This window comes from Thermococcus henrietii, from assembly GCF_900198835.1.
GTDB classification, from domain to species: domain Archaea; phylum Methanobacteriota_B; class Thermococci; order Thermococcales; family Thermococcaceae; genus Thermococcus; species Thermococcus henrietii.
In genome coordinates this window covers 1,859,980-1,876,015 of sequence record NZ_LT900021.1, presented here as the reverse complement: position 1 = coordinate 1,876,015, position 16,036 = coordinate 1,859,980, and the positions used below count along the sequence as shown (strand labels likewise).

At 53.8% G+C, this 16,036-nt stretch carries 16 protein-coding genes; 11 read left to right on the top strand and 5 right to left on the bottom strand.

All coding sequences use genetic code 11. The annotated features are described in order from the left end of the window. Positions 1-16 precede the first annotated feature (16 nt). Complete coding sequence (gene purT / locus CS910_RS10225; RefSeq protein ID WP_099211758.1) at positions 17-1,306, top strand: phosphoribosylglycinamide formyltransferase 2; 1,290 nt, start codon at positions 17-19, stop codon at positions 1,304-1,306. A gap of 307 nt (positions 1,307-1,613) precedes the next feature. On the opposite strand, the gene purE is transcribed toward purT, so the two are convergent. From purE to CS910_RS10210, 3 genes are all read right to left on the bottom strand, one after another. Beyond that, entirely contained in the window at positions 1,614-2,048 is a 435-nt protein-coding gene (gene purE, locus CS910_RS10220) for a 5-(carboxyamino)imidazole ribonucleotide mutase (protein WP_099211756.1), read from the bottom strand. Positions 2,049-2,115: 67 nt separating this feature from the next. Next, positions 2,116-2,877, bottom strand: a complete 762-nt coding sequence (locus CS910_RS10215; RefSeq protein ID WP_099211754.1) for a hypothetical protein — start codon at positions 2,875-2,877, stop codon at positions 2,116-2,118. Then, positions 2,878-3,540 carry a hypothetical protein gene (locus CS910_RS10210; RefSeq protein WP_099211753.1) on the bottom strand — a complete coding sequence of 221 codons (663 nt, stop codon included), beginning with the start codon at positions 3,538-3,540 and terminating at the stop codon, positions 2,878-2,880. 148 nt (positions 3,541-3,688) lie between these two features. Here CS910_RS10210 and purD point away from each other — a divergent pair, with 148 nt between their 5' ends. Then, positions 3,689-5,005, top strand: coding sequence for a phosphoribosylamine--glycine ligase (gene purD, locus CS910_RS10205; protein ID WP_099211751.1), 1,317 nt, complete (start codon positions 3,689-3,691; stop codon positions 5,003-5,005). 10 nt (positions 5,006-5,015) lie between these two features. Next, positions 5,016-6,158, top strand: coding sequence for a formate--phosphoribosylaminoimidazolecarboxamide ligase family protein (locus CS910_RS10200; RefSeq protein ID WP_099211749.1), 1,143 nt, complete (start codon positions 5,016-5,018; stop codon positions 6,156-6,158). 44 nt (positions 6,159-6,202) lie between these two features. Here CS910_RS10200 and CS910_RS10195 read toward each other — a convergent pair whose 3' ends face one another. Further along, positions 6,203-8,038, bottom strand: coding sequence for a hypothetical protein (locus tag CS910_RS10195; protein WP_099211747.1), 1,836 nt, complete (start codon positions 8,036-8,038; stop codon positions 6,203-6,205). A gap of 11 nt (positions 8,039-8,049) precedes the next feature. Further along, a complete protein-coding gene (locus CS910_RS10190; protein ID WP_145955411.1) occupies positions 8,050-9,114 on the bottom strand; it encodes a hypothetical protein in 1,065 nt (354 codons plus the stop codon). Positions 9,115-9,598: 484 nt separating this feature from the next. On the opposite strand from CS910_RS10190, the gene purS reads away from it, so the two are divergent. The 8 genes from purS (at position 9,599) to CS910_RS10150 (ending at position 15,892) form a co-directional block, all read left to right on the top strand. Then, the gene (purS, locus tag CS910_RS10185; RefSeq protein ID WP_099211743.1) at positions 9,599-9,841 is read left to right on the top strand and encodes a phosphoribosylformylglycinamidine synthase subunit PurS; all 243 of its coding nucleotides are present in this window, start codon (positions 9,599-9,601) and stop codon (positions 9,839-9,841) included. A gap of 1 nt (position 9,842) precedes the next feature. Then, a complete protein-coding gene (gene purQ / locus CS910_RS10180) occupies positions 9,843-10,514 on the top strand; it encodes a phosphoribosylformylglycinamidine synthase I (protein WP_099211741.1) in 672 nt (223 codons plus the stop codon). 4 nt (positions 10,515-10,518) lie between these two features. Beyond that, positions 10,519-12,657 carry a phosphoribosylformylglycinamidine synthase subunit PurL gene (gene purL, locus CS910_RS10175; protein ID WP_099211739.1) on the top strand — a complete coding sequence of 713 codons (2,139 nt, stop codon included), beginning with the start codon at positions 10,519-10,521 and terminating at the stop codon, positions 12,655-12,657. Next, on the top strand, positions 12,654-13,649 hold the full coding sequence (locus CS910_RS10170; protein WP_099211737.1) for a formate--phosphoribosylaminoimidazolecarboxamide ligase: 996 nt from the start codon (positions 12,654-12,656) through the stop codon (positions 13,647-13,649). The genes purL and CS910_RS10170 overlap by 4 nt, the downstream gene beginning before the upstream one ends. A 62-nt stretch (positions 13,650-13,711) precedes the next feature. Then, positions 13,712-14,635, top strand: a complete 924-nt coding sequence (gene guaA / locus CS910_RS10165; protein WP_099211735.1) for a glutamine-hydrolyzing GMP synthase — start codon at positions 13,712-13,714, stop codon at positions 14,633-14,635. 41 nt (positions 14,636-14,676) lie between these two features. Further along, the gene (locus tag CS910_RS10160) at positions 14,677-14,886 is read left to right on the top strand and encodes an antitoxin family protein (protein ID WP_042691927.1); all 210 of its coding nucleotides are present in this window, start codon (positions 14,677-14,679) and stop codon (positions 14,884-14,886) included. Then, positions 14,883-15,329 (top strand): type II toxin-antitoxin system VapC family toxin, encoded by a 447-nt coding sequence (locus CS910_RS10155; RefSeq protein ID WP_099211733.1) that lies wholly within the window; start codon positions 14,883-14,885, stop codon positions 15,327-15,329. The genes CS910_RS10160 and CS910_RS10155 overlap by 4 nt, the downstream gene beginning before the upstream one ends. After that, positions 15,326-15,892 carry a GMP synthase subunit A gene (locus CS910_RS10150; protein ID WP_099211731.1) on the top strand — a complete coding sequence of 189 codons (567 nt, stop codon included), beginning with the start codon at positions 15,326-15,328 and terminating at the stop codon, positions 15,890-15,892. The genes CS910_RS10155 and CS910_RS10150 overlap by 4 nt, the downstream gene beginning before the upstream one ends. The last annotated feature ends 144 nt before the right edge of the window (positions 15,893-16,036 follow it).

Below are 16,036 nucleotides of genomic sequence, written 5' to 3'. Positions count from 1 at the left end.
GTTTGAGGTGGTGCGGATGATTAAGCCCCGTGATGAGCTCGGAACAGCCATGACTGATTCGGCTCAAAAGATACTCCTCCTCGGGAGTGGAGAACTCGGAAAGGAGATAGCGATTGAGGCCCAGAGGCTCGGCGTGGAGGTTGTAGCCGTTGACCGCTACGCCAACGCTCCAGCTATGCAGGTCGCCCACCGCTCCTACGTGGGAGACATGAGGAACGCGGACTTTCTATTCTCGGTCGTCGAGAGGGAGAAGCCCAACGCGATAATCCCTGAGATTGAGGCGATTAACCTTGATGCCCTCTTCGAGCTCGAGAAGGACGGCTACTTCGTGGTTCCGAACGCGAAGGCGACGTGGATAGCCATGCACCGCGAGAGGACGAGGGAAACGCTGGCGAAGAAAGCGAAGGTTCCAACTTCCCGCTACGCCTACGCGACCACGCTCGACGAACTCTACGAGGCCTGCGAGAAGGTAGGCTACCCCTGCCACACCAAGGCCATAATGAGCTCCTCGGGCAAGGGCTCCTACTTCGTTAAAGGTCCCGAAGACATACCCAAGGCCTGGGAAGTTGCCAAGAAGAAAGCCCGCGGCAGCGCCGACAAGATAATCGTCGAGGAGCACATAGACTTCGACGTCGAGGTTACGGAGCTCGCGGTGAGGCACTACGACGAGAACGGTGAGGTAGTTACCACCTTCCCGAAGCCGGTCGGCCACTACCAGATCGACGGCGACTACCACTCCAGCTGGCAGCCTGCTGAAATATCGGAGAAGGCGGAGCGCGAGGTTTACAGGATAGCGAAGCGCATCACCGACGTCCTCGGCGGTCTCGGACTGTTTGGCGTCGAGATGTTCGTGAAGGGCGATAGGGTCTGGGCCAACGAGGTCTCACCGAGGCCCCACGACACCGGAATGGTGACTTTGGCTTCCCACCCGACCGGCTTCTCCGAGTTCGGGCTTCACCTAAGGGCCGTTCTCGGCCTCCCGATTCCGGGCGAGTGGGTCGACGGCTATCGTCTGTTCCCGCTCCTGACTCCCGCGGCAACGCACGTCATCAAGGCCAACGTCTCCGGCTACTCGCCGAGGTTCCGCGGGTTGACCAAGACCCTGAGCGTCCCGAACGCGACGGTGAGGCTCTTCGGTAAGCCAGAGGCTTATCCGGGAAGGCGTTTAGGCGTTGCGATAGCCTGGGATAAGGATGTGGAGGAAGCCAAGAGGAAGGCCGAGATGGTTGCCCACATGATAGAGCTCAGAACGCGCTCCTCTGACTGGCACGGACAGGATTACGAGAAGAGGAAGCACCTCCTCTGACCTTTTGTTTTCATTTGTTCATTATGTTAAATTCCGTACATTGAGCACATGTGCGGATTCGTTCTAATTCGTTGGAGGATATCCGAAAAATTTAAAAAATCCTATGGCCATCAATATGGCGTGAACCCTTGGGATGAAATCAGGCCTGAGGGTTGAGAATAAGGAAGTTGTAATCGAGGAGAGGGCTCGAATAAAGAAGGGGTGGAATTAAGAATCGGGGGGTTTCCCTTCATCCCCCGTTTTGAATCAGGCTTCTCTGATTTTAAAATTAAGAAAACACTGGGAATCAAGCTGATGTTGTTGAGAATCAGCCTCTCATTTTCTCCCGGTATTCCTCAAGTTTCTTCTTGAGTCCCTCATCCTTCAGTGCGAGAATTTCTATTGCTAGCAGGGCGGCGTTCTTGCCGTTGTCTATCCCCACCGTGGCAACGGGTACTCCAGGTGGGAGCTGTGCTATGCTGAGGAGCGCGTCGAGTCCACCCAGCTTTGCCGAGACGGGGACGCCAATAACGGGCTTAATCGTGTGTGCCGCTATAACCCCGGGCAGGGCGGCACTGAGACCTGCTATGGCTATGAAGACGTCGTAGTCGTCCTTCTTTGCCAGCTCCTCAACTTTTTTCGGGTTTCTGTGAGCGGAGGCAACTTCAACGTCGTACTCAACACCAAACTCGTCGAGGACCGCCGTAACCTTTTCGGCTATGTGGCCGTCGCTCTTGCTTCCCATAACAACCAGAACCTTCACGGTCACCACCGTTGACATAAAAAAGTTAAAACTTTAAAAAATTTCCTAAAAAATTATCAGATTTGGGTTAAACCCTTCTTAGGACAGGAACACCGTTCTCAAAGTGATATGCAAACTTGATGACTTCTCCTCCAATGTCCGGTGCCTTAAGGACCTCCAGGTACCTTACCACTCTGTCCCCGCTGAGTTCGCTCCTCACGCGCAGGACGTAGGTTGCGCGCCTGTAAACCGAGGCGAGCACCCTTAAACCTCCCTTCCTTCCCCAAAGCCAGAAGTTCGTTCCCTTTGGGTATTCTCTGTAGGCCCTCGCGTTGGCCCTCAGCTCGGCCGAGATTTCGAGGTAGCGCAAGGTCTCGGACTCTCCACCGAGCATGTCTATGTAGTCCGATACGTCCATTGCGAACCCGTAGAGCTCCCGCCCCTGGAACATTTTGAGCTTAGCCCATCGCTTCTTATGGGCCTCAACAACCTCTACGTACTTGGCTGGAAGAACGTCCGCCGAGAGGGACCCCCTTAGGTACCAGACACCGCCAAGGTTGCTGACGACGTCGTAAAAACTTCCGAAGGTGTCTATTATCGCTAGGTTTTCCTCATTCAGGTACTTTCTTGCGTCTATTCCAGAGACTTCAAAGGCCTTCATGAGGATGTGTATGGGATAGGAGATGTTAAAGTACCCCACGAGGTCTCCTCGCTTGAGCTTTTCCCTGAGGATGTGTAGGAGGATTTCCTTTCCCCTTGCCCTCGGGTCCACTTCATGTATTAAAACGAAGGAGTACTTCTTGAGTTCTCCAAGCGTTTCGTCGAGTGCTGGGATTTCCCATGATGGCATTCACTCACCCCCGAACAGTTCAAACACCCTCCCCTCGTTCGGCCCCTTGGTCACTATGCCGACCCTTCTGCCGCCGACCACGTGTGTTTCAATAACAACGTCCGAGGTTATGTATGCTAGGCTACTTATCTCTGGACACTCCGGCTCGGACAGTGTTAAAACGGTCCCCCTGTTGTCGGCACTGTTGAGTAAGAGCTCCCTCATTGCCCAAATCATCCTGTACACGAGGTACGGCCTTCTGAACAGTTTGCATACTCCAGTTGATGTGTACGTGAAAATCCAGAGGTTCCGCCACTCCCTTGATTCGAGGGTTCTCAATGCCCACTCCCGCAGCTTTATTATAAAAACAGAGTCGTCAAGGTAGCCTGAGAGTTGATGAATTCCCTCCTCCTCACGGGGAATGTGGTATACGCTCCCGAACGCATCAAACACGTGGAGGTTTCTTCCCAAGTACTCCTTAACGTCAAGTCCAACGTTCCTTGCGTTGTTCTCGAAGACCCTGAATGGCTCATAGAGGAATAAAAAAACGGAGTCCCCCCGCTCAAGTAGCCAGCGGAGTGCCATGAGTGAGAAGAGCTCTCCATTGGACTCTAGGTCAGCTTGAATCAGTGAGAGCACACCTCCCCTTGGGAGCATCCTAAGTACTTGCTCGGCCCCGCCCATGGTTCATCCCCTGTAGGGTATACACCTTTGGATTATAAATGCCTTTCCAGACCGTTAATGTCCACTGCTGGCCACTAATTTGATTAACATAAAAAACTAAAAATAAACCTTAAAAAGCTAAGTTTTTGACAGATAAATGGTGAAGCTCATGAAGGTTCTGCTCGTCGGCGGAGGAGGAAGGGAGCACGCGATTGGGGAGGCCCTCGTGAGAGGAGGTGCCGAGCTCTACGTCGTCTCGAAGCACAAAAACCCCGGCCTCGCGAGGCTCGCGAAGGGCTACGGCCTGGCGAAGGAGACGGACATCGAAAAGGTTCTTGAGTACGCCGAAAAATTCGGCGTCGAGCTGGCGTTCATCGGCCCCGAGGCGCCCCTGGAGAAGGGTATCGTTGACACCCTCGAGGAAAACGGCATTCCAACGGTCGGGCCGAGCAGGGAAGCCGCTAAGCTCGAAACCGACAAGGCCTTCGCGAGGGCCTTCATGGAGCGCAACGAAATCCCCGGAAGAAAGGTCTTCCGCGTTTTTACCGACGTTTCGGAGATGCGCTCGTGGGTTGACGACTTCGGAAGGCCCGTCGTTGTTAAGCCCATCGGCCTGACCGGCGGGAAGGGCGTTAAGGTCGTCGGCTATCAGCTGAGGGACAACGAGGAAGCCAAAGCCTACGCCGAGGAGCTAATCAGGCGCGACGGAAGGGTTCTCATCGAGGAGAGGACAGACGGCGTCGAGTTCACGTTACAGGTCTTCAGCGACGGGAAGAGAATCCTTCCCATGCCCCTCGTTCAGGACTATCCCCACGCCTACGAGAACGATGAGGGCCCGATAACCGGTGGGATGGGGAGCTACTCCTGTTCCAACGGCCTGCTTCCTTTCGTGATGCGGGAAGACTACGAGAAGGCCCTTGAAACGCTTAAAGCCACCGTCGAGGCCATGAGGAAGGAGGGGACACCCTACAAGGGAATCCTCTACGGCCAGTTCATGCTCAGCAAGGACGGGCCGGTTCTCATAGAGTACAACGCCCGCTTCGGCGACCCCGAGGCGATAAACGTCCTTCCGCTCCTCAGGACGAGCCTCCTCGAAATAGCCGAGGGAATAGTTGACGGCAACCTCCAGAGGGCGGAGTTCGAAAGTAAAGCGACGGTCGTCAAGTACCTCGCGCCGAAAGGTTATCCAACGAACCCAGTCAGGGGCGTGAAGGTAGAAGTCGACGAGAAGGCCGTTGAAGAGGTCGGTGCGAGGCTCTACTACGCCTCAATTGACGAGAACTTCACGCTACTCGGCTCGAGGGCCATAGCCGTCGTCGGAATTGCGGAGACTCTGGAAGAGGCCGAGAGGATAGCTCAGGGAGCGATTCCCCACATAAAGGGTGAGCTGTTCTACAGGCGCGACGTTGGAACCAGGGAGAGCGTCGAGAAGAGGATTGGGCTGATGAAGGAGTTTGGAAAGGAGTTCGAGCCGAACCCGTGCTGAGGTGATGGGAATGATAAGCCGCGATGAAATTTTGGGAATACTCGAGAGGTACGACCCCGAGAAGATAACAGTCGGCGTCCTTGGAAGCCATTCAGCTCTTGACATAGCCGATGGGGCTAAGGAGGAAGGTTTGCCCGTCCTCGTCGTCGCCCAGAGAGGCAGGCACAGGACTTACGCCGAGTACTTCAGGCTGAGGAAGACGAAGGACGGCCTGACCAAGGGCTTCATCGATGAAGTCATCGTTCTTGAAAAGTTTGCCCAGATAATAGACGTTCAAGACGAGCTCATTAGGAGAAACGTTATCTTCGTCCCCAACCGCTCCTTCGTGGTTTACACCGGCATAGGCAGGGTGGAGAACGAGTTCAGGGTTCCGCTCTTCGGGAGCAGGAACCTGCTCAGAAGCGAGGAGAGGAGCGAGGAGAAGAGCTACTACTGGTTGCTTGAGAAGGCTGGACTCCCCTACCCCGAGCCGGTTGAGCCGGAGGAGATTGACGAGGTCGGCCTCGTCATAGTCAAGCTTCCGCACGCCAAGAAGAGGCTTGAGCGCGGATTCTTCACGGCGGCATCATATAAAGAGTTCCGCGAGAAGGCTGAGAAGCTCATTAAACTCGGCGTAATCACGGAGGAGGACCTCGCTAAAGCCAGAATCGAGCGCTACATCATCGGGCCTGTGTTCAACTTCGACTTCTTCTACTCGCCTATTGACGGGGAGATTGAGCTCCTGGGAATAGACTGGCGCTTCGAAACGAGCTTGGACGGCCACGTAAGGCTTCCCGCTTCCCAGCAGTTGACCCTTCCCGAGTGGCAGTTCGAGCCGGAATACACCGTAACGGGCCACGCTTCATCGACCCTCCGCGAGTCGCTTTTGGAGAAGGTCTTCGACATGGCCGAGAAGTACGTTAAGGCGACGCAGGAATACTACAAGCCGGGAATAATCGGGCCGTTCACGCTCCAGACGGCGGTTGACAAAGACCTGAACTTCTACATCTACGACGTCGCCCCGAGAACCGGCGGTGGAACTAACATCCACATGGCGATGGGACACCCCTACGGCAACGCCCTCTGGAGGAAGCCCATGAGCACCGGACGGAGGATTGCCTTGGAGATAAAGCGCGCTATCGAGCTCGACGAGCTTGAGAAGGTGGTAACCTGACGGGCAAAATGAGGGGGAAGCTCCCAGCGCCCTTGCGTTTTCTTTTAGGGTATGAAGTACGTCAGTTCTTTTTCATCTTCACCTTTTGTGCACACGTACCCAAGCTTTCTTTTCCTTGAGTAACCTATCACGATGTCCTTTCCATGGTAGAACACGATGTCGTCATCCCAGACGTCCCTCTCTAACTTTTTAATCGCTTCCCCGTTGAGCTCTCCTCTAAAGACGGCGCAGATTCCATCCCTGCACTCCCAGACCTCGGTTTTTTCGGGCCACAGAAGGTTGAGCCTCAGGGCGTAGTTCAGGACTTCCTCTTGGAGCCCTGCACTTGGGAGAACTCCTCTGGAGCGGTTGTAGTTCAGTATCATCATAAGCCCTCTGGTTAGAGCCCACAGCGGGGGGTCGTTCTCCTCGTAATCCCCACCGAGGTTGGTGTAGGGATTGGCATATAGGAATTCCGGAATCCTGCGCTTCCACATCATAAATTCCGCAATTCTTGTCAGCCGGATTATCCTGTTGGAGATGACCCGGTAATCTTCGTACCATTTTACGTCGTTGCCCCACTTGAGGTTCACGCGTTTGAGCTTTCCGAGCCAGATATCTTCGCTGAGCCTTGCCTTGAACATGAACAGGTTGTTTTCTTTCGCAAATTCGTATGCTTTAAGAAAGATTTCATAAGCTTCCTTCACCAGCTTAAACTTTCGCATGGCAAAGTTGTAAACAACGGCCTCGCTCAGGTTCCAGATTATCTCCTGGAGGGAGCCTGTTGGATCTTCAGCGCTTCCGCTCTCCACGAGCTCCCACCCCTTCTTTGCCTTCTTATGGAACTTTTCACCCTTTTCCTCGAATTCTTTCAGCGTTTTCTGGTATTCCTCCCAGTAATCAACCTCTCTGGGTTTGGGGAACCTGTCCAAAGCTTCCATGAGTTCTTCTGGAACTTCATAGCCTTGGGATTCAAGGTACTCTTTGATTCGGAGGAGAGCCTCCCTTTGGAGCGGTGTCCTACCATAAAGAACGGCAAGAACTCGGGACAGCGTCTCACTTGGAACCGGCATAGACTTTTCCATGAAGGACCAGAGTTCGTGGAGTGCCTCGGCCTTTTGAAGGGGGCAATAGACAGCTGGGTCTATGGTCAGGCTTAGAGAATGCTCCCTGCTCAATTTTTTGAGCCTCTCGATGACCTCCCACGTTTTCCTCGTGCTTTCGTCTTCTCCAAGTGCAAAGAACAGTTCAAAGGCGCGGGAAAAGTCTCTTGTAAGTTTAAGGATGTAGTAACCAATCTCTGCCTCATCTACATCCCCTGAGAGAAGCTTTTCCATCCATAGTTTTGCAGTGCTAAACTCCAGCCTAAGGCTTGTAATTTGCATGTTGAGAGTCATTTCGGGGGCTTCCGTTGGCTGAGGAACTGGAGGAACTTCTATTTCCTCAAGAACCTCATCTGGTGCCTTTTCTTTCAGGTGCTTTCGGAGGGCTACAAAGGCATCTCTAACGAGGTCAGGGAAGATAAGATATCTGCTTCTAGACAGTTCCTTCAATCGTTCCAGATCCTCTTTTTCGGGAACGCCCTCGCATCTCATGACGGGGAGTATCCTGCAGAGGAGCCTGACAAGTTCAGGATATGGTCCAAGGAACTGATCCATGTGGTCTTCTAAGTTCTCTCCTTTATTTTTTAAATGATCTTCAAGGCGTCTGAGATAGGAGCATGCCTCTGAGCAGAGTTCCCACTCCCCAGCACCAAAGAATCCTATGACCGCTTGAAAAAGCTCCTCAATAATCCCACGTAGCGGATGATCCGCTTTCCTGCTTAGGATCTCCTCGAGCAACCGCTTTCTGGAGGTGTAGTTGAACAGCACAGCCTGCATCCGTATCGTGTGCATGTGCATTTTTATTCCTCCTACCCGTGTATGAATGCCACATAAAGATTTGATCCTTTCATCCTGTAAACGGAAACGATACCTGGCTGACCTTCCAAATTACGGTTGTATCCGTCTCGAATTAATGAGGTGACCCTGAAAACTGTGGTTCCTTTTGCTTCCCATTTAGTCAAATCGGAGGGAATCTTTGTGCTTTTTACATAAATAAAATCTGGACCTTTTGCATTCGAGCGGGGCGTTATGTTTATAACTGATGGCCCGTATGCTTCGGGTTTTATCATTGCAAGATATGCCACGGCCTCTCCAGTAGCCCCAATGATGAACCTGATCCCCTTTAAAGCCGCTAATTTCCAGTTGCCTTCCTTTAAATTTTTCACGGTTGCATTAAGGGCAAGCTTACCAGAAGGAACATCAACAATGACTTCAACCAATTCTCCAATGGTAACCTTAAAGTCTCTTTTATGAACAAAGTCTTTCACATAAATTCTTTTAGGGAGTCCACCATAAAAGCTCCTTTCATAGATGTGGATTGTCTTCTCATCCATTTTTCTCTCTTCTACGTAGTTATAGAAGTACTGATAAGCGCTGTCGAGCTTTTCACGAATTTCATCACTGTATTTATAGACGGCATATGCGGCTGCGATGCCCGCTACTATTATTGCCATCGCAAACAGAGCGTATGGTCCTGTTAAGATGAACCATCCCACAGAGAAAACTTCCACAATTCCCGAAATAACTGTACCAATCGAGGCAGTGCTGATAGGCTTATAAAAATTCGCAGTGATAATCTCATTTTGCCTCTGTTTTTTCAAGGGGGCCTCTGAAACATCAACTACAGCGCCGTTTATGAACTCTTCCTTACTTAGATGACTTTCGATGAAGGCTTTAACTTCCTCGGGGGTTTTCAGGATTGAGTTTTCTGCTATAGTTACCTTTGTCGGAACTTCATAAATTTCAATTTCATATGTGATTATCCCCTCTTCTGTCCGCTGAACTGCACTCCCTGTGGCAAGTGCCGGATTTACTGTTAGCCCGAATATTAAAATTAATATAATTGCTCCTACAGCTCTTTTCAAGCAAATCACCAGATTAGTTCTGATAATATAACTTATAAATTTTATTCCTAAAAAAGAAAAGACTAGAAATCGACAGTAAATTGACAGCATCATCCTTCAAATGGGCTCAATATGCAATCAGGTCCTCAAGATGTTATTGCAATAACTTCTTCTTTGGTCGGCACTTTTCCGTCTTCTCCGGGGAGTGCAAATACGACAAGGGGACCCCCTTTACTACGACATGATACCCTTCTGATGTTCCCAGTTGTTGTTCTATACCTTGTGTTGCTTCTCCTGACACAAGTGCATGATTTACAGTCAATTCAAGTATTAACATAACGATAAATATACGTACTATAGTTTTTTATTTAAATCACCAATGTTGGGTATTCTAAGATTTTATAAAATTTGTGCTCTAAGGTATTAAAAAGTGAAGGGATTATATTGACATTTTTCTGTCAAAATAAGCCTTAAAAACTCCCAATTTTTACACTTTTCTGACAAGGTGGTGGAGATGAAGTGGAGGGTTACCGTTACCGTTCGCCTCAAGGAGGGACTCAACGACCCTGAGGGGAGGGTCATAGGGAAGGCCCTCAGAAACCTCGGTTACGCCGTTGAAGGCCTGCGCGTTCCGAAGTGCTTCGAGTTTGAGCTTGAAAGTGAGAGACCGGAGGAAGAGGTGGAGGAGATGTGCCGGAAGCTCCTCGCCAACCCGCTCATCCACAGCTGGGAGTACAGGATAGAGCCGGTGAGCTGAGATGGTGCGCTTTGCTGTGGTGGTGTTCCCTGGAACCAACTGCGACTTCGAGACGGAGCGGGCCATAAGGAAGGCCGGAGCCGAGGCGGAGCGCGTCTGGTATAAAACGAGCCTTAGGGACTTCGACGGCGTGGTTTTGCCGGGTGGCTTCAGCTACGCCGATTACCTTCGCGCCGGTGCGATAGCCGCCCGTCAGGAGATAATGGAGGAAGTGAAGGAGTTCGCCGAGGAGGGACGGCCGGTCCTTGGAATCTGCAACGGCTTTCAAATCCTCACCGAGGCGGGCCTTCTGCCCGGGGCTTTGAGACCCAACAGGGTTCCGCGCTTTCTCTGCAGGTGGGTTCACCTCCGAGTAAACGACACGGAAACTCCTTTCACTTCCCTCTACGAGCCGGGAGAGGTCATAAGGATGCCGATTGCCCACGCGGAGGGCAATTACTACACCGACGACCCCTCAAAGGTCAGAATAGTCTTCCAGTACAGCGACGAAAAGGGAAACGTGAGCGAAGAAGCCAACCCCAACGGCTCGGTTCTGAACATAGCGGCGATAGCCAACGAGCGTGGCAACGTTCTCGGGACGATGCCTCATCCTGAGCGCGCGAGCGACCGCTTTCTGGGGAGTGAGGACGGCCTGAGGCTGTTCAGGAGCATGGTTGAGTGGGCGAGGAGGTGAGGAAATGTTCCCGCACGAGGAGAAGCTCATCCGTGAGCGCCTGAAGAGGGAGCCGAACGAGCTCGAGTGGGCGATGCTCGAAGTTATGTGGAGCGAGCATGCATCGTACAAATCAAGCAGGCCTTGGCTCAAGCTCCTCCCGACGGAGAACGAGCACGTGATTTTAGGCCCCGGCGAAGACGCAGGAATAGTGAGGTTCGACGACAAGATGTGGATAGTCGTTGGAATCGAGAGCCACAACCACCCGAGCGCGGTCGAGCCCTATGGCGGTTCTGCAACCGGAGTCGGCGGGATAGTGAGGGACATACTCTGCATGGGCGCGAGGCCAATAGCGCTTCTCGACCCCATACGCTTCGGCCCGCTGGAGAAGGAGAGAAACCGTTACCTCTTCGAGGGGGTTGTTAAGGGAATAGCCGATTACGGCAACAGGATAGGCGTTCCGACCGTTGGAGGCGAGACCGAGTTCGACGAAAGCCTCGATAACTACACGCTCGTCAACGTCGCCTGCGTTGGCATCATGAGGCCGGAGTACCTCATCCACAGCTACGTGACCGAACCTGGCCTCAAGCTAATCCTCGTCGGCAACAGGACCGGCAGGGACGGGATTCACGGCGTAACCTTCGCGAGCGAGGAGCTGGGCGAGAAGACCGAAGAAGACCGCTCGGCCGTTCAGATTCCAGACCCCTTCACCGAGAAGCTCCTCATCGAGGCCACCCTCGAGGCCGTTTACACCGGCAAAGTTAAGGCGCTCAAGGATTTGGGAGGCGGGGGACTGGCCTGCGCCTCCTCTGAAATGGCGGGCAAGAAGGGCTTTGGTGCAGTAATATACGCGGACAGGGTCCCTCTCCGCGAGCCGGGAATGAGTCCGACCGAGGTTATGATTTCAGAGAGCCAGGAGAGGATGCTCTTCGCGGTTAGGCCAGAGGACATCGAGGAAATAGGCAGAATTTTCGAGGAGTACGAGCTCGAGTGGACCGTCGTCGGCGAGACGATTGAGAAGCCATGCTTCGTCGTCTACTGGAGGGGCGAGAAAGTTGCGGATTTGCCGATAGAGCTCTTAACTGACGTTCCTACGATAGAGTGGGAGCTGAAACCTTACAGCGCCGAGAGACCGGTCGAGACGCCGGACGTTTCTTTTGGAGAAGCCTTCGACCTCGTCTGGGGCAGTCCGAACATCTTGAGCAAACGCTGGGTCTGGGAGCAGTACGACCACGAGGTCCAGGGGAGAACCGTCCTTAAACCGGGCAGGGACGCGGCGGTTCTTAAGATAAACGACGAGTACGGTTTGGCTTTCGTCGCCGACGGGAATCCGAACCACAGCTACCTGAACCCCTACCACGGCGCGATGGGGGCCGTTGCAGAGGTGGTGAGGAACCTCGTCAGCGTTGGGGCCGAGCCTCTGGCCCTGGTTGACAACCTCAACTTCGCCTCGCCAGAGAGGCCCGAGGTCTACTGGAGCTTTGCCGAAACTGTTAAAGGCCTGGCGGACGCGGCGAGGGCCTTCGGCCTGGCGTACGTCAGCGGGAACGTGAGCTTCTACAACGAGGTCGTTGACAGGCCGATAAAGCCGACTCCCGTCGTTGCCGGCCTCGGGAAGGTGAAGCTTGAGGGTATTCCGCACGGGGCTTTCGAGGAGGGCCTCTTCATCGGGGTAGTCGGCCTCACGAAGCCCGAACTCGGCGGTTCCGAGCTCTTCGCGAGGCTCGGCGTTGAAGGTGGCCTCGCACCGCGCGTAGACCTTGAGGAGGAAAAAGCCAACGCGAATGGAATCCTTGAGGCGATAAGGGGGGGCCTCGTCAGGGCCGTCCACGACGTTAGTAGGGGTGGCCTGGCGGTCGCTTTGACGGAGATGGCCGTTGCCGGAAATGCAGGCTTCACGGCCGACCTCTCGAAGGTTCCCTCTGAAACCTCCAGCCCAATCGAAGTCGCCTTCAGCGAGAGCCACTCAAGATACATCGTGACGTTCCCAGAGGAAAACCTTGAGGAGCTCAAGGGTCTATTCAAGCACTTTACCATCATCGGAAGGACCGGCGGGAGCGATGCGGTCTTCCTCTGGAACGGGCGGGAACTCCTCAGAAAACCCATTTCGGAGCTCAGAGCCGTTCACGAGTCCCTACCAAGGCTTTTGGGTGAGGAGGAATGAGAGTAGCAACGTATGCCTCCCACTCGGCCCTTCAGATTTTGAAGGGGGCGAAGCAGGAAGGCTTTGAGACAGTAGCCTTCGGAAAGGCCCGGGTTAGACCGCTCTACACGAAGTACTTTCCGGTTGCCGATTACTTCATCGAGGGGAGCTACCCCGAGGAAGAACTCCTTAATCTTGACGCTGTGGTTATCCCCACCGGCTCCTTTGTGGCGCACCTCGGCGTTGAGCTCGTCGAGAAGATGCGCGTCCCCTACTACGGCAACAAAGAGGTGCTGAGGTGGGAGAGCGACCGCTCGCTCGAGAGGAAGTGGCTCGAAGAGGCGAAGCTACGCCTTCCGAGGGTCTACGACGACCCCGACGATATAGACGGCCCTGTGATAGTCAAGCCCTTCGGGGCGAAGGGAGGAAAGGGTTATTTTCTGGCAAAAAGCCCTGAGGACTTCTGGAGGAAGGCCGAGAGGCTCGGCATCAGGGACAAGGAAGACCTGGGCGGAATCCAGATTCAGGAGTACGTGATTGGAGTTCCGGTTTATCCGCACTACTTCTACTCAAAGCTGAACCGCGAGCTCGAATTGATGAGCATCGACCGTCGTTATGAGTCGAACGCCGACGCGGTAGGCAGGATTCCCGCGAAAGAGCAACTGGACATCGAGCTGGCCACGAACTACACTGTTATCGGCAACATTCCACTCGTCCTGCGCGAGAGCCTGCTCATGGACGTCATTGAGGCCGGTGAAAGGGTAGTACAGACTGCCGAAAAGCTCATGGGCGGTCTCTGGGGTCCTTTCTGCCTTGAAGGTGTATTCACCGAGGAGCTGGAGTTTGTAGTCTTCGAGATTTCGGCGAGGATAGTTGCCGGAACGAACCCCTTCGTCCACGGCTCCCCCTACAGCTGGCTCCGCTATGATTTCCCGGTGAGCACCGGCAGGAGGATAGCGATGGAGCTGAGGCAGGGGCTTGAGGAGGACAGGCTTGACGAGATTTTGACGTGAAAGTGTTTAAGCGGGTTAGGTTTATAAAGCGGATTCCAAAGCGGGTGTAAAAGGTGGTGCTCATGTGGGAGGACTTCATCAGGGAGAAGGTTGAGGAGATTAGGAAGACCGTCGGCGACGGGAAGGCGATAATAGCGCTCAGCGGTGGCGTTGACAGCTCAACCGCCGCGATACTCGCGCACAAGGCTATAGGCGACAGGCTTCACGCCGTCTTTGTCAACACCGGCTTCATGAGGAAAGGCGAGCCCGAGTTCGTTGTCAAGACCTTCCGCGACGAGTTCGGGCTCAACCTGCACTACGTTGACGCGAGCGAGCGCTTTTTCAAGGCTTTGAAGGGCGTTACCGACCCCGAGGAGAAGAGGAAGATAATAGGCCGCGTTTTCATCGAGGTCTTTGAGGAGGTCGCGAAGGAAATCAACGCCGACTTCCTGATTCAGGGAACCATCGCCCCGGACTGGATTGAGAGCAAGGGGAAAATCAAGAGCCACCACAACGTTGGAGGCCTGCCGGAGAGGCTCAACCTCAAGCTCATAGAACCGCTCCGCGACCTCTACAAGGACGAGGTTCGGGAGCTGGCGAAGGAGCTCGGCCTTCCGGAGAAGATTTACAACAGAATGCCCTTCCCGGGACCGGGGCTGGCCGTTCGCGTCCTTGGGGAGGTCACGCCGGAGAAGATAGCGATAGTCAGAGAAGCCAACGCGATAGTCGAGGAGGAAATCGAGAAAGCCGGCTTAAAACCCTGGCAGGCCTTTGCCGTGCTTTTGGGCGTCAAGACAGTTGGCGTTCAGGGCGACATAAGGGCCTACAAGGAAACGATAGCGGTTAGGGTGGTTGAGAGCCTCGACGGAATGACCGCTAATGCCATGAACGTCCCCTTCGACGTCCTTCAGAGGATAGCATTCCGCATAACCAGCGAGATTCCCGAGGTCGGAAGGGTTCTCTACGACATCACCAACAAGCCTCCGGCAACGATTGAGTTCGAGTGAAGGCTTATTTACCTTCGTTTCCAACTTTAAGCGGTGGGAGCATGGGCGAGATTATCGAGGTGATTTACGAGAACGGCGTGCTGAAGCCCCTCAGGCCCCTCAAGCTGAAGGAGGGGCAGAGGCTCAGGGTGAGGATTTACCACGAGGACTTCCTTGAGCTGGCGAGGGAGATGAGGAAGCAGGTAACGCCCGAAAAGTTCAGGGAAGACCCGACGGACTATCTCCTTCGCTTAAGGGAGGAGGAAACATGAGGGTCGTGGTTGACACCTCCGTTGTTTTCCATCTGTTTTCCAGCTTCTACCCTGAGAGGGCAGAAGTCGCCGAAAGAATCATAGAGCATGCACAGTTGGGCTCGCTCGAGCTTTACGCTCCCCGCTTGGGGGAAGTTGAGTTCGTTGCTGTTCTCTCAAGGTATTTTGAGCGGGAGCAGGTTGAGAAGGCGCTAAGGTATTACAGCGAAATAGTTGCGTGGGTTCCTAAGGAACTGCTCATCGAGGAGCTTCGAGAAGTGGCTTTTCAGACGCATCACAAGGCTTCTGATATCTATTTCATCGCGACCGCCCGTTACCTTGACGCGGTTCTTGTTACTAACGACAGGAAGATGGCCGGGCTGGCCAAGTCCCTCGGTTTGAGGGCGTTTTATCTCGTTGAGGAATCAGATGCATTCTTCAAACTCCTGGAGGTGGGCTCATGATAGTTATAATGGACAACGGAGGGCAGTACGTCCACAGGATTTGGAGAACGCTCCGCTATCTGGGTGTTGAGGCGAAGATAATCCCCAACACCACCCCGCTCGAGGAAATCAAGGCGATGGAGCCGAAAGGAATAATCTTCTCAGGTGGCCCCGACATAAACAGAACCGGCAACTGTGAGGCCATTCTGGAGCACTACGACGAGTTCAACGTCCCAATCCTCGGAATCTGCCTCGGCCACCAGCTCATAGCGAGGCACTTCGGCGGGAAGGTCGGCAGGGGCGAGAAGGCCGAGTACAGCCTTGTCGAGATTGAAATAATCGAGGAGAACGACCTCTTTGAAGGCTTCCCGAAGAGGCTGAAGGTGTGGGAGAGCCACATGGACGAGGTGAAGGAGCTCCCGCCGGGCTTTAAACTGCTCGCGAGGAGTGAGACCTGCCCGGTTGAAGCTATGAAACACGAGAGCCTTCCAATCTACGGCGTCCAGTTCCATCCGGAGGTGGCGCACACCGAACGCGGGGCCGAGGTCTACAGGAACTTCGCGAGGCTCTGCGGGGAGCTTTAGCTCAGCTAGTCGGTCCTCTCTTCACATTTCCGCAACGGATTTACAGTCTCCGTTGATGATGTTGAAAAAAGTTCAGGGAACTCGTGGAGAAGAAATACGGGAAGATTCGAGGGGCCTTAGGCGTTGCGGTAACGGAAGCAATGA